Genomic DNA, 18,789 nt, shown 5'->3' on the forward strand with positions numbered 1-18,789 from the left:
CCTACAGGAAAAGAAAGCATGGTACATGCTTTTGTCAGGGAAAGCGAGGATGGCAGAGTCTTTCATTTTCGCATGTTCTACGAAACTTTCCGATTCGCTTCTTCTCGTCTCAACTGTTCGCGGAACAGTCGTGTCTCAGCAATGACGACACCGGACAATCCAATCAAACCGATTAAGTTCGGAATCGCCATCAATCCATTGAAGACATCGGAAATCGCCCAGACCATGTTCAAGTTCGTCGTCATCGCACCCGCTCCGGCGACTAAGACGAACAGGATACGGTATGGGAGGATCGATTTTTGACCGAATAGATAATAGATTGATTTTTCGCCATAATACGACCAGCCAAGAACAGTCGAATAAGCAAACATGACGAGTCCAATCGTGACGATGTATTTTCCGGCAGGACCGAGGAAGACCTCGAAGCTTGCTGTCGTCAATTCAACACCTTGTAACTTCGTATCAAGTTGTCCTCCCATGACGAGCGTCAAACCTGTGATCGAACAGACGACCAATGTATCTAAAAACACCTGCGTCATCGAAACGAGCGCTTGACGTCCTGGGAAGTCCGTTTTCGCTGCAGCGGCTGCAATCGGTGCTGAACCAAGACCCGCTTCATTTGAGAAGACACCACGCGCGACACCATAACGAATCGCCGCCCCGATCGCGCCACCCGTAATTGCTTCGCTTGAGAACGTGCTGCTGAAGATCGTCGAAATCGCACCTGGAATCAAGTCATAGTTCATGACGAGAATCAGTAATCCACTTCCAACATAGAAGAAAATCATAAACGGAACAAACAAACTGACAACTTTTCCGATTGATTTGACCCCACCAAGAATGACGACGCCTGTCAGTACCATCAATACGATCCCCGTCACGTAAAGTGGCACATCGAACGTTGATTTCATCGCGAGGGCGACCGAATTCGTCTGGACCCCATTCCCGATCCCGAACGCAGCGATTGAAGCGAATGCGGCAAACAAGACACCCAGCCATTTCTGCTTCAGCCCACGCTCGAGATAATACATTGGCCCCCCTGCCATCTGTCCATTTTCATCAACGACACGGTACTTGACGGCAAGGATTGCTTCCGCATACTTCGTCGCCATCCCGAATAGACCGGACAACCACATCCAAACGATCGCACCCGGTCCACCGAGGACGACGGCGGTTGCGACACCAACGATATTCCCCGTACCGACGGTCGCAGCCAGTGCCGTCATCAATGCTTGAAAGTGACTGATGTCGCCTTCCGACTTATCGTCCTGATGCTTTGAAAACGCGAGCTTCAGCGCATACGGTAGCTTGGTAATTTGAATGAATCCTAAGCGAATCGTCAAGTAAATCCCCGTACCGACCAACAGAATAAGTAACGGTGGTCCCCAAACAAGATTGGACACCGTACTGATCCAGTCACTAAATGAATTTCCCATTCGTGTTACCTCCCTTTATGAAATATGTAGTTCTTTACCATTTTTTCAGAATTTACTGATAATTGTCAAACTATTTTTTTATGAAACTATTTTGATACTTCTTCATTTCAATAATTCACTACGATCGTTGTCATCGGAGTGTTCAGTGTAATCTTTATTATTTTGATTTTATAATCGATCTTCGGTCCTCTTCGCCAACTGCAGGCAAAACCTACGAACTTGCCACTCAAGACGATCGAACATTTGAATGCCGCGTCCGGTGGGGTGCTGTCCTTCATCGATACGAAAGTCGTCAATGACAATGATCTATTCGAAGCTATCTCGATTCAATACTAGGATGACGCTCAAGCATTCCGCGATATGCACGAACAGATTTCCGTCAGTCAAAAACAGACGGAAGCACTAAAAGAAGTTCTTCGTCAGTTCCAAGTCTCAAAAAAGTCCCCTCATCTTCATGGAAGAGAGGGGACTTCGATGTTTATTGTGCTGCACCTGTGAGCGGTTGTGCATCTTTTGCTTCCGCAGGTAATTTGATTTCGTTGATCTCATTGAATTTCGAGAACGTCGATTGGTTTTTCATCGTGAAATCGGTATTTTTCTCGACCGCGAAGACCATATCCATATCGAGTGATTTCGGATAGAATGTTTTCGCATCATACGTCATCGTGTAGTTCATTTTCTTGTAATCGATGCTGTCCATCGCATCTTTCATCTGTGCCATCTGTCCTGTCTGCTCGAGCGAATCCTTCATGAATGCTTTGAGGTCGTCCCCTTTTAGTTTGACGTCGATTTGATAAACGTCACCCTCTTTTTTGGCGGTCCAGTTGTCTTTGTACTTTTTCAGTAGCTTGAGATTTTGATCCGTCGATGCCGATGACTCCATCGCCTCAACCATATCACCTAGCTCCGAGACATCTTGAACGAGCCATTGTCCGTTTTGCGATAGATACATCTTATCGTCGACGATATAGCTCTCGATCGACATGTCCTTACCGTCCTGTGGATTTTTCATCGTCATCGTCTGATGCATTGTAAGCGGCTTCTGGATGATATCGGCTGATACCTTCTGATCTACTGCCATCTCACCTGCTTTTGAATTGACTGTCCCCTCCATGTGGAACGATTTAATATCTTTTTGAGCGGCTGTCGCTTTATTCAGTAATTCCGTATTCGAGAGTTCCCCCGACTTCGTCGAACCAGACCCACTGCCACTACCCGAATCTGTCTGCCCATCTTGACATCCAGCTAGTCCAATCGATGCTGCGACGATCCCAGCTGCTACCCACCTTGTTTTCTTCATATTCATTTCCTCCTTTATACGCGTTACCCTGATTTACGAAAAATATTGGAAAATGTTTCAAAGTTTCTTTATTACCTCATTACCGTTCTTCTTCAAAACAAATCCTCATATTTCAAATCTACTATTCTTTTTTTGAAATTTGATTTATCACCTGCAAAATGTCCACAAAAAAAATAGGATGACGGAAACTTCCGTCACCCTATCCTTATTTCGTTAGATCGTGCGTAAAAGATTTGCCATCTCAATCGCGGAAACGGCAGCTTCGTAGCCTTTATTTCCAGCTTTCGTACCGGCACGTTCGACCGCTTGCTCGATCGAATCCGTCGTCAGGACACCGAAGATGATAGGTACGCCTGTATCACGCGACGCACTCGCGACACCTTTCGCGACTTCGTTACAGACATAGTCATAGTGTGATGTTGCTCCGCGGATGACGGCACCCAGTGTGATGACCGCATCATACTTACCGCTTTTCGCTAACTTTTCCGCAACGAGTGGAATTTCAAATGCTCCAGGAACCCATGCTGTATCCACAGCATCCGCAGCAACACCGTGACGACGGAACGCGTCGTTTGCTCCTCCGACGAGTTTTGATGTGATCAATTCATTAAAACGTGCTGCGACGATTGCGACGCGTAGTCCTTCTCCTGTTAAGAAACCTTCGTAAATCATGATGTGTGTCCTCCTTGGATATCGAGCCAGTGCCCGAGTTTCGTTTGTTTTGTTTTCAGATAACGCTGATTTTCCGGTTCAACGGGTACTTGATGGGGAACACGTTCGATGACTTCAATCCCCTCTTGCTCGAGCACCCGTTGTTTGTCTGGATTGTTCGTCATCAAGCGAATCTTCGTCACGCCAAGATCACGCAACATGTTGGCCGCGACCGTATAATCACGCATGTCTGTCGGATAACCGAGTGCATGGTTCGCTTCGACTGTATCGAGTCCTTGTTCCTGCAACTCGTACGCTTTCAACTTCGCCATCAGACCGATGCCGCGTCCTTCCTGACGTAGATACAAGACGGCTCCACCTTCTCGTTCGATTCGCTCAAGTGCAGAATCGAGTTGTGGACCACAATCGCAACGTTTCGAACCGAAGACATCCCCTGTCAGACATTCCGAGTGCAGACGGACGAGCATCCCATCGTGCGCTTCACCGGATAAGACGGCGACATGTTCTTTCTTATCTTGCGTCGTATAGCCGACCATCCGGAAAGCTCCGAATGTCGTCGGAAGCAACACTTCCGCTTCCCGCGTCAATGGACGCTCGAGATACGCGACGAGTGCCTCGATCGTGATCAGTTTTAAGTCGTGTTCTTCCTTATAGAGAAGCAAATCATCCATCCGTGCCATCGTGCCATCTTCCTTGATGATTTCACAAATGACGGCAATCTCATCGCTACCGGCAAGACGGGCAAGGTCAACACCTGCTTCCGTATGTCCGCGTCGTTCCCGGACACCGCCCTCTTTTGCGATCAACGGGAAGATGTGACCCGGTCGTTTGAAGCGCTCCGGTCCATCCGTCAGCATCCGCTGGATCGTCAGCGAACGCTCTTCGGCACTGATGCCGGTCTTCGCTTCTTCATGATCAATGCTGAGCGTGAATGCCGTTCCATGCGGATCTGTATTATTCGCTGTCATCGGAGCAAGTTCGAGTCGCTGTGCGATCCGCGGACTGACTGGTACACAGACGAGTCCTTTTCCGTATGTGATCATGAAGTTGATGTTTTCTGCTGTCGCGTGTTCTGCGAGCATGACGAGATCGCCTTCATTCTCACGATCCTCGTCATCACAGACGATGATCGGTCGTCCGTTTTTCAAATCTTCTATTGCGTCTTCAATCAAGTCGAATCCGTTCATTACATGTCGCCTCCTAAGAATGCTGCCCAGTCCGTCTGCTTCTCATGCTGCGTGAAATGATAGAGATGTTTCGCCATCATGTCACACTCGATATTGACGACTGCACCACTTGCCAATCGATCAAACGTCGTCACTTGACGGGAGTGCGGAATCAATGAAATCGAGATCGTTTCCGGCGTGACGCGTTGCAACGTCAGGCTCGTACCGTTGATTGCGATCGAGCCTTTCGGAATACAATACTTTTGCCACGATCCGACATCAAACGTATAGACCATCGCTTCTCCATCCGGTCGCCGACTGATCAGCCGCGCTGTTCCGTCGATATGTCCACTGACGAAATGACCGCCGAAACGACCGTCTGCCGGCATCGCCCGTTCGAGTTGCAATAGGCTTCCGACGCGGTACGTGCCGAGGGCTGTTGACCGGATCGTGTCATGGACGGCATCTGCCGTGAAACCGGTCGGACTCATCGACGTGACAGTCAAACAAATCCCGTCGACGGCGATGCTATCACCGATCTTCGTTCCTTCGAGTACCCGGTGCGCCTCAATTTCAAGCGCTAACCCGTTCGGTCGCGGGATCTTTCGTTTTAAGGTTCCGACTTCTTCAATCAATCCGGTGAACATGTCGTCTCCTCCTTTCGGATGTACGTCAGATGGAGATCCGGTCCGACCGTCTCAACCTGGTCGATTTGAAAACGATTTTCGATATCGTGTTGACTATTCCACGCATCGCCTTCAAAAATCGATGGGGCTTGGTAGACTTCGATTCGGTCAACGAGATCTGCCTCAAGAAAAGCGGCTTGAATCGTTGGTCCGCCTTCAATCAAGACACTACGGATGTCTTGTTCGTATAAGCGTTTCAAAATCGCTTCCGGCGTCTCATATTCACCAACGAGGACCGTCACCTGATCGTGACTAATCCGAGGAACACTCGTCAGCCAGTAGGTTGGATTTTTACCATCGCGGAAGACTTGCGCCGTCTCCGGAATCCGCCCCCGGCGATCAACGATTACTCGAATCGGCTCGATGCCTGACGACGCGCGTAACGTCAGTGCCGGATCATCGACGAGCACCGTCTCACTTCCGACGAGGATGGCATCGTGGCGTCCACGCAGGGCGCGACCGTTCGCGCGTGCTTCTTCTGACGTGATCCAGCGCTGTTCACCTGTCGCCGCGATCCCGTTCATCGTCTGCGCAATTTTGACGGTCACGGTCGGGCGTTTTCGTTCGATCGTCTTCCAGAATGCCGTGTAGAGGGCTTCTGCCTCATGCCGTAACAAGCCGACCTCGACTTCGATTCCCGCGTCCTGTAGCCGTTTAATTCCGGAACCAGCGACGATTACATGTTTGTCTTCTGTTGCGACGAAAACTCGTTTGATTCCTGCTTGTAGAATCGCTTCCGTGCATGGTGGCGTCTTGCCGTGATGATTGCATGGCTCGAGCGTCACGTAGAGATCGGCACCATGGGCGGCTTCTCCTGCCATCCGTAAGGCTTCGACTTCTGCGTGCGGCCCACCGGCAAACCGGTGTGCACCGAAGCCGATGATGCGTCCTTGTTTGACGATGACACAGCCGACACTTGGATTCGGACTTGTTTGTCCGTGTAACATTTGTGCTAATTGCATGGCATAACTCATCATCTGTGACATCGCGTTCACTCCTTTCAAATGAAAAAAGACGCCCCTTGAAAAAGGGGCGTCTGTATAGAAGGGTTCACGAAATACACGGTTCGCTTCCTGCATTTTTTCATGCAGAAAGAGACCGTCTCCTGAAAACATTTTTTCAGAAAACAGCTTGAATCGCGTCGTTTCGTTCTTCTCCCATCCGGACTTTACCGTCGGCCCTGGAATCTCACCAAGTCAGCCATGATGCGTACATCACAGGTCGCGGGCTCGTCGATCGATTGATCGCATCACCGCCGGTTGGGATTTTCACCCTACCCCGAAGAACTGGATTATTGAGTTATACAATTTTAGCCTAGCATATCTTTTTCAAGAAAACAAAGCGCAAATGCTTCTGTCTTGTCTCTTTTTTGATTTCGCTCCAGTTCTGTCACTCATCACCAATTCGTGATCGATCGCATCTCAAAAACGACCGGAGCACTTGATAGCAGTGCATCCAGTCGTCGTTTTCCGCTTATAAATATCCGTTCTTCCGATCGTGGAATTCTTGAGCGATCGCCCCGCGCGTCCGTTCATCAGCGAGGACGCGAAGCGCTGTCCGAGCGAGGATTTTCGCCCCCGTGATCAATGCTTCATCTCCAGCTTCTGAACGAGCCGCTTCTTTGAATGCTTCCGTATGCGCGACGAGATCGTCCGGACCAATCTTGATATACGGATGGATCGTCGGGATGACTTGACTGATGTTACCGGCGTCCGTTGAGCCAAGACCCGGTCGTTCGTCCAAGTGAACGATTTCGCCAAGCGCTTCTGCTTCTTCTTGGAACAGACGGTCGAACGTCCGGTTGAAGACGAGGTTATCGACTTCATTTTGGAACGCGATGACGTCAAGCGTCGCCCCAGTCGCGAGTGCCGCGCCTTGGGCGACGGCTTTGACTTTTTCCGTGACGGCATTTAATCGTTCCCGTGTCGTTGCCCGGATGAAGAAACGTGCTCTTGCGTATTCCGGGATGATGTTCGGCGCATCGCCTCCATGCGTGATGATCCCGTGGATCCGGACATCGTCTGGTAACTGCTGACGTAAGGCATTGATTCCGTTGAAGAGTTGAATGACAGCGTCGAGGGCGTTGATGCCTTCTTCCGGTGACGCCGCTGCGTGTGCCGGACGACCCGTAAAGGCAAAGTCGAGTGGATCGACCGCAAGGGAAGAACCCGTGATCCGTGTTTGTCCCGACGGGTGGACCATCAAGGCCGCATCGATCCCTTCCAGTAACTGATGTTTGACGAAACTGCCTTTCGCACTACCGTTCGGTCCACCTTCCTCGGCTGGTGTTCCAAGGACAACGACACTCCCGCCGACTTCATCGAGCACTTTACTGAGCGCGATCGCCGCTGCGACGCTCGTCGTGCCGATGATATTATGACCGCACGCGTGACCAATACCCGGCAACGCATCGTATTCAGCAAGAAAGGCAATCGTTGCGCCTGGTCGGTCGCTCGATTTCTTCGCGAAGAACGCGGTATCGTGCCCCGCGACGCCGAGTTCTACTGTAAAACCTTCCGCTGTTAGACGCTCCGCATGGAGCCGCGAAGCAAAGAATTCCTCGTTCCCGATTTCCGGCGTTGCATGAATTCGGTGACTTGTCTCAAGATACGATTCTCGTTTTTGTTCGATGTCCTGTTCAATCGTCTCTACCCATGTCGTGCGTACTGGTGTCGTCATACTGTCCACTCTCCTTTTGAAATTATTCGCCGATATCGCTCAGTGGAACGAACGTCGGGATCGTACTGCCTTTGTATTCTTTTTTGATGAAGGCCGCGACATCTTTTTGTTGATACAGCGATGCGATTTTTTTCAGTTCTTTTTTGTTCTTGTCTTCTGTTCGTGTTGCGATGATGTTGATGTATGGTTTTGCTGTCTCGTTCTCATGAACGATTGAGTCCTTGATCGGGTTGAAGCCAGCGTCAACGGCGATACCATTGTTGATGATTGATGCCGCGACGTCCGGTAAGACGCGTGGCGTTTGTCCAGCGACGATCGGAACGATTTTCAGCTTTTTCGGATTCTCGACGATCTTATCGACCGAACCGTTGCCATCGAAGTCGTCCGGTAGCTTGATCAGACCTGCTTCTTGCAGTAACAAGAGGGCGCGTCCCATGTTCGTCGCTTCGTTCGGAACAGCGATTTTTCCGCCAGTTGGAATGTCTTTGACATCCTTGTATTTATCCGAGTAGATCCCCATCGGTGCGATGACAGTCGTCGCAATCGGCGATAGCTTCAAGTTATGTTCTTTCTTGAAAGCGTTGAAGTAGGAAATCGTCTGGAAGGCATTGGCGTCGATCTCACCCTCAGCCAGTGCCATGTTCGGCTGGACATAATCGGAGAACTTGACGAGTTCGATTTTGATGCCTTCCTTCTCTGCTTTTTTCGCGACATAATCCCAAACTTGTGTGTCTGAACCGCTGACACCGAGCTTGATCGTCTTTTCGTCTTCTCCTGATGCTGCGCACCCGGCAAATAAAATCGTCGTGAGTGTTGCTCCAATTGCTACTGCTTTTTTCATGGCTGAATCGCTCCCTTGATTAATGTCTTCTGATTTTTCGTGCGACGATGTTGCCTGTCGTCTGTAAGCCTTGGACTAAGATGACGAGAATCCCGACCGTGATGATCATGACTTTCGTATCAAACCGTTGATAGCCGTAAGTAATTGCTAAGTCACCCAAACCGCCACCACCGATGGCGCCTGCCATCGCCGACGCCCCGATCAAGCCGACCGTCGCGATCGTTAAGTTCAGGATGAGTGAACCGAGTGCTTCCGGTAGGAGGAAGCGGAAAATCGTTTGAAACGGTGTCGCGCCCATCGCTTCTGCTGCTTCAAGAACGCCTTTATCGACTTCGAGTAAAGAACTCTCGATCAGACGCGCCATGTACGGTGCAGCGTAAAAGACGAGCGGAACGATTGCGGCTTCTGTTCCGATCGATGTCTGAACGATCAAGCGCGTCAACGGGATGATCGCGACGAGTAAGATGATGAACGGAATCGAGCGGAAAATATTGACGATACTGTTGAAGAACGTGAACAACGGAACATTTTCAAGTAACGCTCCTTTTCGCGTGACGACAAGCAGGATACCGAGTGGTAAGCCGATCAAGGTCGAGAACAAGAGCGAAACGGATACCATCGTCATCGTCTGCAAGAATGCTGTCCAGATATCACTGTAGTTAACTAGCATCAGCGAGCACCTCCTCAACGGTTACCTGCGCCTGATCGATGTAGTGTAACGCTCGTTTCACTTCTGTCGTCTCACCGATCAGTTCAACGAGTAATGTGCCGAACGGCGTATCCTGCAACTCCGTGATGCTACCGTGCAGGATATTGACATCGACGTCGAAGCGTTTTGCGACTTGCGATAAGAGTGGTTGTCCGGTGTGATGTCCAAGGAAGTGAATCTTATAGATTGGATTCGCATTCCGGGACTCGATCAACTGACGAATCGACGCTGGAATCTCGTCATGCATGACGGAGCGAACGAAATTTTTCGCTGTCTCAGTCTGCGGGTTTGAAAAGACATCAAAGACCGTTCCTGACTCGATCAACTTTCCAGCTTCAATGACGGCGACCCGGTCGCAAATCTCCCGGATGACGCCCATCTCGTGGGTAATCAAGAGAATCGTGATCCCGTACTCGGCATTGATCCGTTTTAATAACTGAAGAATATGATGTGTCGTCTGGGGATCAAGTGCTGACGTCGCTTCGTCACATAAAAGGACGGAAGGTTGCGTCGCGAGTGCCCGGGCGATACCAACGCGCTGTTTCTGCCCACCCGACAATTGATCCGGATAATGATCTGCTTTGTCCGCGAGATCGACGAATTCGAGTAACTCCGTCACCCGGCGGCGAATTTCGTCTTTCTTGACGCCTGCGAGAACGAGTGGTTTCGCGACATTCGTAAAGACCGTGTTCGCATTCAACAGATTGAAGTGCTGAAAGATCATCCCGATCCGTTGTTTTGCTTGGCGTAACTTTTTCGGAGACAGTTGCGTTAAATCTTCCCCATCGACCGTCACCGTTCCTGACGTCGGTCGTTCTAACAGATTGACGCAGCGGAGCAGTGAACTTTTTCCGGCACCGCTAAAACCGATGACCCCAAAGATTTCACCTTTTTCGATCGTCAGGTCGACACCGTCGAGCGCTGCAATCGTCTGATCTTTCGTGACGTACGTTTTTTTGACTTGATGAAATGCAATCATTCCGTTTTCCCCCTTCATTCAACAAAAAAGGTCCCTTCTTGAGAAACAAGAAGAGACCTGGATCCGCACAGTGGCAGAATCCACTCCACTCATCTCTCAGACATCTGTCTGATGGAATTGGCACAGTGCTCATAATGAGTCTGTTGCCGAGGTTTCGTAGGGCCAGTCCCTCCACCTCTCTGGATAAGTATTGCGGTATGAAATTCGTATGTGTGTTGTTGTGTTGTTGCTTATGTCGTAAAACTAATTTTTACATTACGGGTCGAACCTTTAAAAGTCAACCAACTTTTCAAAAATAATCCATTTGGCGCATATCGATGGATGAACAAGTTATGAGTTAGCTTACTGAACGGATCATGATTCGTCAAGAACGATTTGACAAGTCATTTTCGGTCGTGCTACCATCGTTTCAATGATTAATCCGACAATTCCAATATGATATTTATCAAGAGTGAACGAGAGACCTGGCTCTATGACTTCACGGCAACCTGCAATCTGTAAGGTGCTCCGACCAGCAAAGCGCGGCTTTGGATGATACGGTGAAAAACTCGTGGGCGTCCAAGCAGTGACGTCGACGAGTTTTTTTCATGAATGGAGGAAAAATAGTAATGATGAACTATCCTGTATTGACTGGTGCTGAAGCATTTTATCTTCAAGGTGGACCGATCGGCATTCTAATCTGTCATGGTTTTAACGCCACTCCGCAGAGTGTCCGGGACGTCGGTGAGGCATTTGCTGCCGAAGGTTTTACCGTCTATGCCCCGCGCTTACGTGGACATGGAACGAACGTCCGCGAGTTTGAACAATCGACTGCTCGATGTTGGAAGCAAAGCCTGCAAGACGGCTATGAACGTTTACAAGAAACATGCGATCAAGTCTTCGTCATCGGTCAATCGATGGGTGCGACGCTTGCGTTGTCGCTCGCTGCTGACGGCATTCCGTTTGCCGGCATCATTACGATCAATGCCGCACTCTCCGTTCCATCCTATGAAGCACTTTCGTTCGAGGACGGTCCACAGTACTTACCGGAAGGGGCACCGGACATTAAGCGAGCAGCCTTCGAAATCATTTATGACCTCGTTCCGAGCCGTTGTGCGTTCGAACTCGTCCGTCTAATGGATGAGACAAAAGGACGCCTCGGATCCATTCTCCTGCCGACATTGATTCTCTACTCGGCGACCGATCACGTCGTTCCGCCGTCGAGCTCGGATTATCTGCACCAGCACATCGGGACGAATGATAAACGAATCTACTGTCTCCTCAACTCGTACCACGTCGCGACCCTCGATCATGATCAGGATTTGATCGTGCGTGAGACGATTCGTTTCATCGAACGCTCGAGTCGTTTCTCACAGGAAACGGGATAAAAAAAAACAGCTATTCGTCTTCACTTAGAAGCGAACAGCTGTTACATCAAAGGACGACCATCATCGGTTCGTCTTTTTTGTTTATCCTTTTTGGTGTTGCATCGTTTGGAGCGGCTTCGGCTTTCCTGGCACTTCATGGCAGTGGCGGCACCGTGGCTCATACGATTCTGAAGCGCCGACTAAAATGATCGGATCATCATAGTTCGCTGGTTTTCCATCAATCAAACGTTGTGTCCGGGAAGCCGGATCGCCACATGAGAGACAGATCGCCTGAAGTTTCGTCACAAATTCTGCGCGCGCCAGTAATTCCGGCATCTTGCCAAATGGCTCTGCCCGGAAATCCTGATCGAGTCCTGCACAAATGACGCGTTTTCCGTCTTGCGCAAGTGCTTCGATGACTTGAACGATCTCATCATCAAAGAATTGAACTTCATCAATTCCGACAATTTGTGTTTCTTCCGCTACTGCTGCATAGAGATCACGACTCGTCGCCATTGGAATCGCCACGACGGAATTTCCGATGTGAGAGACGACATGCTCTTCATGGTACCGGTCGTCGATTGCCGGCTTGAATACTTGAACGGGCAGTTTGCCGTACTGTGCCCGTCTGACACGACGAATCAACTCTTCCGATTTCCCGGAAAACATACTACCACAAATTACTTCGATCCAGCCGTACTGATTTATTACATGCATCATCGTCCGACACCGTCCTCTAAAAATAGTCACTTTAACGAGTATAGCTCGAAACGGTATTGAGAAAAAGGGTTGACTTCCGGAAATCAAAATTCATTTTTTCTTTACCTAGAATTTTTGTCCTTTCATTCCAACCTTCATCCATTTCCTGTACACTAAAGAAGAAGATTCTCGCGAAAGAAGGTGTCCCCGATTCATCATCTCTTACATGACATTCTGCACCAATATGGCGCCCTTGGTCTTTCCGTCCTTCTCGCAGGTGGTATCGTGGGATTGCCGGTTCCTGATGAGACCTTGCTCGTCCTGTCCGGTTTTTGGATGCATCAAGGCAATCTACCGCTGTTCGGTACGATTCTTGCCGCTTACGCTGGCAGTTGCATCGGAATGACGATTAGCTACGTGCTGGGCTTAAAACTCGGCATGCCCCTGTTGCATCGCGTCGGACCAAAGATGCGCATCTCAGAAAAACACATTCTCTCCGCTGAAGCCGGATTTCGTCGTTACGGCAAATCGGTCTTGATCATCGGTTACTACATACCTGGTCTTCGCCAACTCTCTGCTTTTTTTGCAGGTGTTTCAAAAATGCCGTTTCGCATTTTTGCGAGTTACGCGTATACAGGTGCTTTGATTTGGGTCAGTGTGTTCTTGGGCGCCGGCTACTTTGTTGGTCGTCATATCTCGTTCCATAAAGTCGTCGACTACATCTTGGCACATCCAGATGCCATGCCGTACTTGATCGGGATCGTCGGCGGGATTGCTTTCTCGTTCGTCTTAAAGACGTACCTTACGTACCGTTCGCAATACAGCCTATACAAAAACAGCCTGCTTCCGTAATGGAGGCAGGCTGTTTTTTAAGAACCGGCAAGTAATTACTTGCGGCCGTATTTTTTGTTGAAGCGATCGACACGACCATCTGCCGCGTTGAACTTTTGACGACCTGTGTAGAATGGGTGCGAGTCTGAAGACACATCCACACGGATGAGTGGGTACTCGTTACCATCTTCCCAAGTGATCGTTTCGTTCGAAGAACGAGTAGAACCGCTTAAGAATTTGTACTCAGTCGTTGAATCCATAAATACTACTTTGTTGTAGTTAGGGTGAATTCCTTGTTTCATGGTTGATTTCTCTCCTTCCGCCCTGGTCCATTTGCTGAGCCAGAGTAAGTTACCTTCCTATACTAAACGATTTTTTTACGCGTCGCAATAGTTATTTTTCCGTCGTTGCTTCCTTCTTGACGGTACGCGGTTTAGCAGGTGCACGTCGGACCGTCTTCTTCTTTTCTTTCTCAAGTTCAGCAAAAAATTCTTCATTATTTTTCGTGTCGCGAATCTTACGCAGGAACGTATCGACGAACTCGTTCGACTCGTTCATCGTCCGACGAATCGTCCAGAGCGCATCGAGTTGCTCTTTCGGAAGCAAGAGTTCTTCCTTCCGCGTACCTGATTTGCGAATGTCGATTGCTGGGAAGATTCGGCGTTCCGACAGCTTACGATCGAGATGTAGCTCCATGTTTCCTGTTCCTTTGAATTCCTCATAGATGACGTCATCCATGCGGGATCCCGTCTCGACGAGTGCCGTCGCAAGAATTGTCAAACTGCCACCATGTTCGATGTTTCGCGCCGCACCAAAGAACCGTTTTGGTTTGTGGAACGCTGCTGGGTCAATCCCCCCTGAAAGCGTCCGTCCGCTTTGCGGCACTGTTAAGTTATACGCACGAGTCAAACGCGTGATCGAATCCATCAAGATGACGACATCTTTTTTATGTTCGACAAGTCGCATCGCCCGTTCAAGGACAAGTTCAGAAATCCGCACATGGTTGTCCGGTGTTTCGTCGAACGTTGAACTGACGACGTCTGCTCCCGGAACTGAACGCTCGATGTCAGTTACTTCCTCTGGTCGCTCATCGATCAATAGAATGATCAGCTCGACATCCGGATGATTCTCTTGAATCGAGTTTGCGATTTCTTTGAGGAGTGACGTCTTCCCTGCTTTTGGTGGTGCGACGATCAAACCGCGTTGTCCAAACCCAACTGGTGCAATCATATCCATGACACGAACCGATAAATGACGCGGCTCTGTCTCAAGACGCATTAAACGATCCGGATAGATCGGTGTCAGCGCCGGGAAGAACAAACGGTTACGCGCTGTATCCGGTGCTTCGCCGTTGACGGCTTCCACACTAAGTAACCCTTGGAAACGTTCGTTTTCCTTCGGTGGGCGTACTTTACCTGTGACGACATCACCATTACGTAGATTGAAGCGTCGGATTTGAGAAGCGGCGATATAGATATCTTCAGAGGATTGGGAATAATTGATAGGGCGAAGGAAGCCGAAGCCACCATCGTTTTGCATTTGTGGATTACCAGGGATGACTTCAAGTACCCCTTCGAGGAAATAAAGACCTGTTGATTCCGCCTGTGCTTTTAGAATCTTGAACATCAACTCACGCTTACGGGCTTCCCGATATTGCGGGACATTCTTCGTCTTTGCGATTTCATATAATTCTTTTAATGTCAGCTGGCTCAATTGAGCCAAAGTATAGGAACGTTCAGGTTTATCTTTTTTATCAGTTGTTGGCATGTTTTTCACCTATTCTTTATAAATTCAACTGCATTCAGCATACTTCCATACATACATCAGGAGGTATGTAATTTCTTTCGTGAACTAAAGGTATCATATTTTTTTAAATTCGTCGTCAACAATCCTTTGCGTTTCTTACTTTGTAATATTCAAGGATATTATTTCAGTTATGTTACAAAAGCATCTATTTTGTCTTCTAACTGAAAAAACGTTTTTAAGGGCGCACATGCTAAGATATTCCTGCAGACAAAATTCTTACACAGTTGTAAGGTTCACTGCTTAATTACACACTTAATGATTTCATCATATAACTTACGGACGCAACACAGTACATTAAAACGGAGGAATTCTTAACATGAAACGTTTTCTAGCATCGATCGCGACAGCAGCCTTAGTGGTTTCAGGTTTTACATCAGTGGGTACAGGTAAAGTTGAAGCAGCGACAGTCACGAAAGTCAAGATCACGGACAACGGTCTTCGTGTTCGGACAGCTCCTTCTACGAAAGCAAGCATCGTCGGGAAAGTCAACGCTGGTCAAGTCTTTACATACAAAGGCAAATCAGGCAGCTGGACAAAAATCTCATACGGCGGTAAAACACGTTATGTCTTCTCACAATACACAAAGACATACAAATCATCTTCAAGCGCTAAAAAATCAACAAGCACATCTTCTAAACGGACGAAAATCCTGAACGAAGCAGCAAAACATAAAGGTACACCATACGTATGGGGCGGAACAACGACTCGTGGATTCGACTGCTCTGGTTTCACAAGCTACGTTTACAAGAAAGCGGCTGGTAAAACATTGCCACGTACGTCTTCTTCACAATATTCTTCTTCTAAGAAAGTCCGCGTTTCAAGCGTACAACCAGGAGATCTTGTCTTCTTCTCACACGGTAGCGGCATTCAACACGTCGGGATCGCAACAAGCAAGTCAAGCATGGTTAACTCAGAAACAGGTGGCGTTAAATACTCAAGCTTCAAATCAGGATACTGGGGTTCACGCCTTGTCGGCGCAGGATCTTACCTTTAATTCATCATCTCAAAGCGGTTGAGCATTGGCTCAATCGCTTTTTTTCATCTTATTCAATTCATAAGAAGGAAATAGGATGCATATCTTCATCACAGGTGCTTCAAGAGGTCTTAGTCGTGAATTCGCTTATCTGTACGATAATGAAATCACGTCCTGCTCGTCAAACGTGAGACAATGCTCTTCAAAACGAAATTTCATGTCGAGCGATTTGGAGGCACTGCAATCTTCCCATACGATTTAACGAAGCGGAAAACGTTAGCACGTTTCCTTTTCCTCTAGGAGTTGAGGATGAACGTCTTGATTCCTAGAAACATAGCAAAAAGAGTTGGTGTTTCGGAAATTATCCGAAACACCAACTCTTTTTTATCGATCAAGTCCTCACGTATGAGTCCGTCTCTTTTACTTAATGACAAGCTTCGGTTTTTTCTTAAACGAGTGAATGCCTTCAACGAAACGAACCGTTCCGGATTTCGCACGCATGACGACAGAGTGTGTCTGACCGCCTTGTGCCGTGAACTGGACACCTTTCATCAACTCACTGTCCGTGACCCCTGTCGCAGCAAAGATACAGTCGTCTCCTGCGACGAGATCGTCCATCATGAGAATCTTCGATGGATCTTCGATGCCCATCTTCTTACAACGTTCGATCTCGGCATCGTCTGCTGGTAACAAGCGCCCTTGGAGCTCTCCACCGAGACACTTCAAGGCAACGGCAGCAAGAACGCCTTCCGGTGCGCCACCTGAACCGAGCAAGATATCAATCCCTGTATGCGGGAACGCCGTATTGATCGCACCAGCAACGTCACCGTCACCAATCAAGCGAATCCGTGCCCCTGTTGCCCGAATCCGTTGAATGATTTCTTCATGACGTTCGCGATCAAGGATCGAGACGACGACGTCTTCGATTTCCTTGTTCTTCGCCTTTGCGACTGCTGCGATGTTTTCTTCAATCGTCGCATCCAGACTGATGTGTCCTGCTGCTTCCGGACCAACTGCAATCTTATCCATGTACATGTCCGGTGCATGGAGTAAATCTCCCGCATCCGCAACAGCGAGGACAGCAAGTGCGCCCCATGTTCCTTTTGCGACGATATTCGTTCCTTCGAGCGGATCGACAGCGACGTCAAGTCGTGGTCCATACCCATTTCCTAGCTTTTCTCCAATGTAAAGCATCGGTGCTTCATCCATCTCGCCTTCCCCGATGACGACGGTTCCTTTCATCGGAATCGTATCGAAGACATCACGCATCGCGCTTGTTGCCGCATCATCCGCTTCATTCTTCAATCCTTTTCCCATCCAGCGTGCAGAGGCAAGTGCTGCCGCCTCCGTGACGCGTACAAGTTCCATTGATAGACTTCTCTCCATGTGTATGTCCCCTCTCCCTTGTTACAAATCGGTCAAATCGTTTCACGCCATACGAGGGCGCCTAGTTCCTTCAACTTCTGATCAAATCGTTCGTAACTCTGGTCAAGCACTTCCGCGTGGTGCAATGTCGTCTCCCCTGAAGCGAGAAGTCCCGCCAAGACAAGTGCTGCGCCACCGCGTGGATCTGGTGCCTCGATTTCCGTACCGAGTAAGGATTCGCCACCACGAATGATGATCGAAGCGTCTTCATGCGTGATTCGGGCGTTTAAGCGCCGCAACTCCTGTACATGTCGGAAACGTTGCGGGTACAACTTATCGACAACGATACTCGCTCCTTTCGCTTGCAACAACGCTGCCGAGATGACAGGTTGTAGATCGCTTGGGAATCCACCGTAGTGGAAGACACGAATATCGACCGGCTTCGCCTCCTGGAATGTCGCCGTGACGGAATCATCTGTTACTTCGATCAACGCACCATACCGCTCGAGTTTTTGGATAACGCTCTCGAGATGGAGCGGAATGACGTTATCGACGGTGACGCGCCCAAGTGCCGCGCCCATCGTCAAAAACGTTCCTGCTTCCATCCGGTCTGGAATCAAGGTATGCCGGCAACCACTCAGGCGTGAGACACCTTTGATTCGAATCTCATCCGTTCCTGCCCCTTTGACATTTGCTCCCATGTTCGTCAGCATCGTACTGACGTCGATGACTTCTGGATCATAGGCAGCGTTTTCGATGACAGTCGTTCCTTCAGCGAAGACAGCGACGAGTAAAGCACTGATCGTCGCTCCGAATGACGGAAGATCGAGATAGATTCGGTTTCCGACGAGACGGTCAACGCGCATGTAATGGACGCCCTGCTCGTTACGTACGGAAACACCGAGACGCTCCAGTGCTTTGATGTGTAAATCAATCGGTCGTGGTCCGATGGCATAACCCCCAGGCAGACCGACGACTCCTTGTTTGAATCTGGCCGCCAGAACGCTCATAAGGTAGATCGATCCGCGTAACTTGCGCGTCTCCGCACCAGTTAACGGCATCGATTCAACCCGACTTGGATCAATCGTCACCATATCGCCTTGACGTGTCACGACCGCGCCGAGCGTCTCCAAAATCTCGATCATTGTCGCGACGTCGCCAATTTCCGGCACGCCTTCTAGAACGACCATCTGATCCGTCAGTAGAGCTGCAGCAAGACACGGAATGGCGCTTTGCTTCGAACCACTGATTGATACGGTTCCTTCTAGGCGTTGTTGCCCTACGATATGCAAAATGTCCAC

The 18,789-nt window shown here is 49.1% G+C and carries 18 protein-coding genes and 3 riboswitches; of the genes, 3 read left to right on the forward strand and 15 right to left on the reverse strand.

The genetic code is table 11. The annotated features are described in order from the left end of the window. Nucleotides 1-77: 77 nt before the first annotated feature. The 10 genes from MKY22_RS14415 to MKY22_RS14460 form a co-directional block, all read right to left on the reverse strand. Nucleotides 78-1,436 (reverse strand): alanine/glycine:cation symporter family protein, encoded by a 1,359-nt coding sequence (locus MKY22_RS14415; protein WP_056064159.1) that lies wholly within the window; start codon nt 1,434-1,436, stop codon nt 78-80. A gap of 478 nt (nt 1,437-1,914) precedes the next feature. Beyond that, nucleotides 1,915-2,736: a DUF6612 family protein gene (locus tag MKY22_RS14420; RefSeq protein WP_214728391.1), complete on the reverse strand. Its 822-nt coding sequence runs from the start codon at nt 2,734-2,736 to the stop codon at nt 1,915-1,917. Nucleotides 2,737-2,949: 213 nt separating this feature from the next. Further along, nucleotides 2,950-3,408 (reverse strand): 6,7-dimethyl-8-ribityllumazine synthase, encoded by a 459-nt coding sequence (gene ribH, locus MKY22_RS14425; protein ID WP_035395821.1) that lies wholly within the window; start codon nt 3,406-3,408, stop codon nt 2,950-2,952. Then, complete coding sequence (gene ribA / locus MKY22_RS14430; RefSeq protein WP_341089517.1) at nt 3,405-4,595, reverse strand: GTP cyclohydrolase II; 1,191 nt, start codon at nt 4,593-4,595, stop codon at nt 3,405-3,407. Before ribA ends, ribH begins: the two co-directional genes overlap by 4 nt. Further along, complete coding sequence (gene ribE / locus MKY22_RS14435) at nt 4,595-5,221, reverse strand: riboflavin synthase (protein WP_214728395.1); 627 nt, start codon at nt 5,219-5,221, stop codon at nt 4,595-4,597. The genes ribA and ribE overlap by 1 nt, the downstream gene beginning before the upstream one ends. Continuing rightward, the gene (gene ribD / locus MKY22_RS14440) at nt 5,206-6,246 is read right to left on the reverse strand and encodes a bifunctional diaminohydroxyphosphoribosylaminopyrimidine deaminase/5-amino-6-(5-phosphoribosylamino)uracil reductase RibD (protein ID WP_214728397.1); all 1,041 of its coding nucleotides are present in this window, start codon (nt 6,244-6,246) and stop codon (nt 5,206-5,208) included. Before ribD ends, ribE begins: the two co-directional genes overlap by 16 nt. A 159-nt stretch (nt 6,247-6,405) precedes the next feature. Continuing rightward, a riboswitch (FMN riboswitch) is annotated at nt 6,406-6,550 on the reverse strand. A 183-nt stretch (nt 6,551-6,733) separates the two neighbouring features. Beyond that, the gene (locus tag MKY22_RS14445; protein ID WP_214728399.1) at nt 6,734-7,939 is read right to left on the reverse strand and encodes a M20 family metallopeptidase; all 1,206 of its coding nucleotides are present in this window, start codon (nt 7,937-7,939) and stop codon (nt 6,734-6,736) included. 22 nt (nt 7,940-7,961) lie between these two features. Continuing rightward, nucleotides 7,962-8,780 carry a MetQ/NlpA family ABC transporter substrate-binding protein gene (locus tag MKY22_RS14450; RefSeq protein ID WP_029342773.1) on the reverse strand — a complete coding sequence of 273 codons (819 nt, stop codon included), beginning with the start codon at nt 8,778-8,780 and terminating at the stop codon, nt 7,962-7,964. 19 nt (nt 8,781-8,799) lie between these two features. Then, the gene (locus MKY22_RS14455; protein ID WP_023469541.1) at nt 8,800-9,450 is read right to left on the reverse strand and encodes a methionine ABC transporter permease; all 651 of its coding nucleotides are present in this window, start codon (nt 9,448-9,450) and stop codon (nt 8,800-8,802) included. Next, nucleotides 9,440-10,468, reverse strand: a complete 1,029-nt coding sequence (locus MKY22_RS14460; RefSeq protein WP_214728401.1) for a methionine ABC transporter ATP-binding protein — start codon at nt 10,466-10,468, stop codon at nt 9,440-9,442. Before MKY22_RS14460 ends, MKY22_RS14455 begins: the two co-directional genes overlap by 11 nt. Before the next feature lie 86 nt (nt 10,469-10,554). Then, nucleotides 10,555-10,658: riboswitch (SAM riboswitch) on the reverse strand. 249 nt (nt 10,659-10,907) lie between these two features. Beyond that, a riboswitch (SAM riboswitch) is annotated at nt 10,908-11,009 on the forward strand. Nucleotides 11,010-11,076: 67 nt separating this feature from the next. Here MKY22_RS14460 and MKY22_RS14465 point away from each other — a divergent pair. Further along, nucleotides 11,077-11,835: an alpha/beta hydrolase gene (locus MKY22_RS14465; RefSeq protein WP_251137616.1), complete on the forward strand. Its 759-nt coding sequence runs from the start codon at nt 11,077-11,079 to the stop codon at nt 11,833-11,835. An 81-nt stretch (nt 11,836-11,916) separates the two neighbouring features. Here the strand turns inward: MKY22_RS14465 and MKY22_RS14470 are convergent, their stop codons facing one another. Continuing rightward, nucleotides 11,917-12,531 (reverse strand): thymidine kinase, encoded by a 615-nt coding sequence (locus tag MKY22_RS14470; RefSeq protein ID WP_035410895.1) that lies wholly within the window; start codon nt 12,529-12,531, stop codon nt 11,917-11,919. Nucleotides 12,532-12,714: 183 nt separating this feature from the next. On the opposite strand from MKY22_RS14470, the gene MKY22_RS14475 reads away from it, so the two are divergent. Beyond that, nucleotides 12,715-13,365 carry a DedA family protein gene (locus tag MKY22_RS14475; protein ID WP_341089524.1) on the forward strand — a complete coding sequence of 217 codons (651 nt, stop codon included), beginning with the start codon at nt 12,715-12,717 and terminating at the stop codon, nt 13,363-13,365. Nucleotides 13,366-13,400: 35 nt separating this feature from the next. Here the strand turns inward: MKY22_RS14475 and MKY22_RS14480 are convergent, their stop codons facing one another. Together MKY22_RS14480 and rho are read right to left on the reverse strand one after the other, a co-directional pair. After that, nucleotides 13,401-13,646: a type B 50S ribosomal protein L31 gene (locus MKY22_RS14480; RefSeq protein ID WP_023469546.1), complete on the reverse strand. Its 246-nt coding sequence runs from the start codon at nt 13,644-13,646 to the stop codon at nt 13,401-13,403. Between the two features lie 91 nt (nt 13,647-13,737). Next, entirely contained in the window at nt 13,738-15,111 is a 1,374-nt protein-coding gene (gene rho / locus MKY22_RS14485; protein ID WP_056064138.1) for a transcription termination factor Rho, read from the reverse strand. 355 nt (nt 15,112-15,466) lie between these two features. On the opposite strand from rho, the gene MKY22_RS14490 reads away from it, so the two are divergent. After that, nucleotides 15,467-16,144, forward strand: coding sequence for a C40 family peptidase (locus MKY22_RS14490; protein WP_214728403.1), 678 nt, complete (start codon nt 15,467-15,469; stop codon nt 16,142-16,144). Nucleotides 16,145-16,543: 399 nt separating this feature from the next. Here MKY22_RS14490 and glpX read toward each other — a convergent pair whose 3' ends face one another. Beyond that, a complete protein-coding gene (gene glpX, locus MKY22_RS14495; RefSeq protein ID WP_035410722.1) occupies nt 16,544-17,509 on the reverse strand; it encodes a class II fructose-bisphosphatase in 966 nt (321 codons plus the stop codon). A 32-nt stretch (nt 17,510-17,541) separates the two neighbouring features. Then, a complete protein-coding gene (murA, locus tag MKY22_RS14500) occupies nt 17,542-18,789 on the reverse strand; it encodes a UDP-N-acetylglucosamine 1-carboxyvinyltransferase (protein WP_341089529.1) in 1,248 nt (415 codons plus the stop codon).

Source organism: Exiguobacterium sp. FSL W8-0210, assembly GCF_038006045.1.
Classification (GTDB): Bacteria; Bacillota; Bacilli; order Exiguobacteriales; family Exiguobacteriaceae; genus Exiguobacterium_A.

Coding starts and splice junctions, on each gene's coding strand:
- MKY22_RS14415 (WP_056064159.1), bottom strand. CDS start 1,436: ATGGGAAATTCATTTAGTGACTGGATCAGTACGGTGTCCAATCTTGTT.
- MKY22_RS14420 (WP_214728391.1), bottom strand. CDS start 2,736: ATGAAGAAAACAAGGTGGGTAGCAGCTGGGATCGTCGCAGCATCGATT.
- ribH (WP_035395821.1), bottom strand. CDS start 3,408: ATGATTTACGAAGGTTTCTTAACAGGAGAAGGACTACGCGTCGCAATC.
- ribA (WP_341089517.1), bottom strand. CDS start 4,595: ATGAACGGATTCGACTTGATTGAAGACGCAATAGAAGATTTGAAAAAC.
- ribE (WP_214728395.1), bottom strand. CDS start 5,221: ATGTTCACCGGATTGATTGAAGAAGTCGGAACCTTAAAACGAAAGATC.
- ribD (WP_214728397.1), bottom strand. CDS start 6,246: ATGTCACAGATGATGAGTTATGCCATGCAATTAGCACAAATGTTACAC.
- MKY22_RS14445 (WP_214728399.1), bottom strand. CDS start 7,939: ATGACGACACCAGTACGCACGACATGGGTAGAGACGATTGAACAGGAC.
- MKY22_RS14450 (WP_029342773.1), bottom strand. CDS start 8,780: ATGAAAAAAGCAGTAGCAATTGGAGCAACACTCACGACGATTTTATTT.
- MKY22_RS14455 (WP_023469541.1), bottom strand. CDS start 9,450: ATGCTAGTTAACTACAGTGATATCTGGACAGCATTCTTGCAGACGATG.
- MKY22_RS14460 (WP_214728401.1), bottom strand. CDS start 10,468: ATGATTGCATTTCATCAAGTCAAAAAAACGTACGTCACGAAAGATCAG.
- MKY22_RS14465 (WP_251137616.1), top strand. CDS start 11,077: ATGATGAACTATCCTGTATTGACTGGTGCTGAAGCATTTTATCTTCAA.
- MKY22_RS14470 (WP_035410895.1), bottom strand. CDS start 12,531: ATGCATGTAATAAATCAGTACGGCTGGATCGAAGTAATTTGTGGTAGT.
- MKY22_RS14480 (WP_023469546.1), bottom strand. CDS start 13,646: ATGAAACAAGGAATTCACCCTAACTACAACAAAGTAGTATTTATGGAT.
- rho (WP_056064138.1), bottom strand. CDS start 15,111: ATGCCAACAACTGATAAAAAAGATAAACCTGAACGTTCCTATACTTTG.
- MKY22_RS14490 (WP_214728403.1), top strand. CDS start 15,467: ATGAAACGTTTTCTAGCATCGATCGCGACAGCAGCCTTAGTGGTTTCA.
- glpX (WP_035410722.1), bottom strand. CDS start 17,509: ATGGAGAGAAGTCTATCAATGGAACTTGTACGCGTCACGGAGGCGGCA.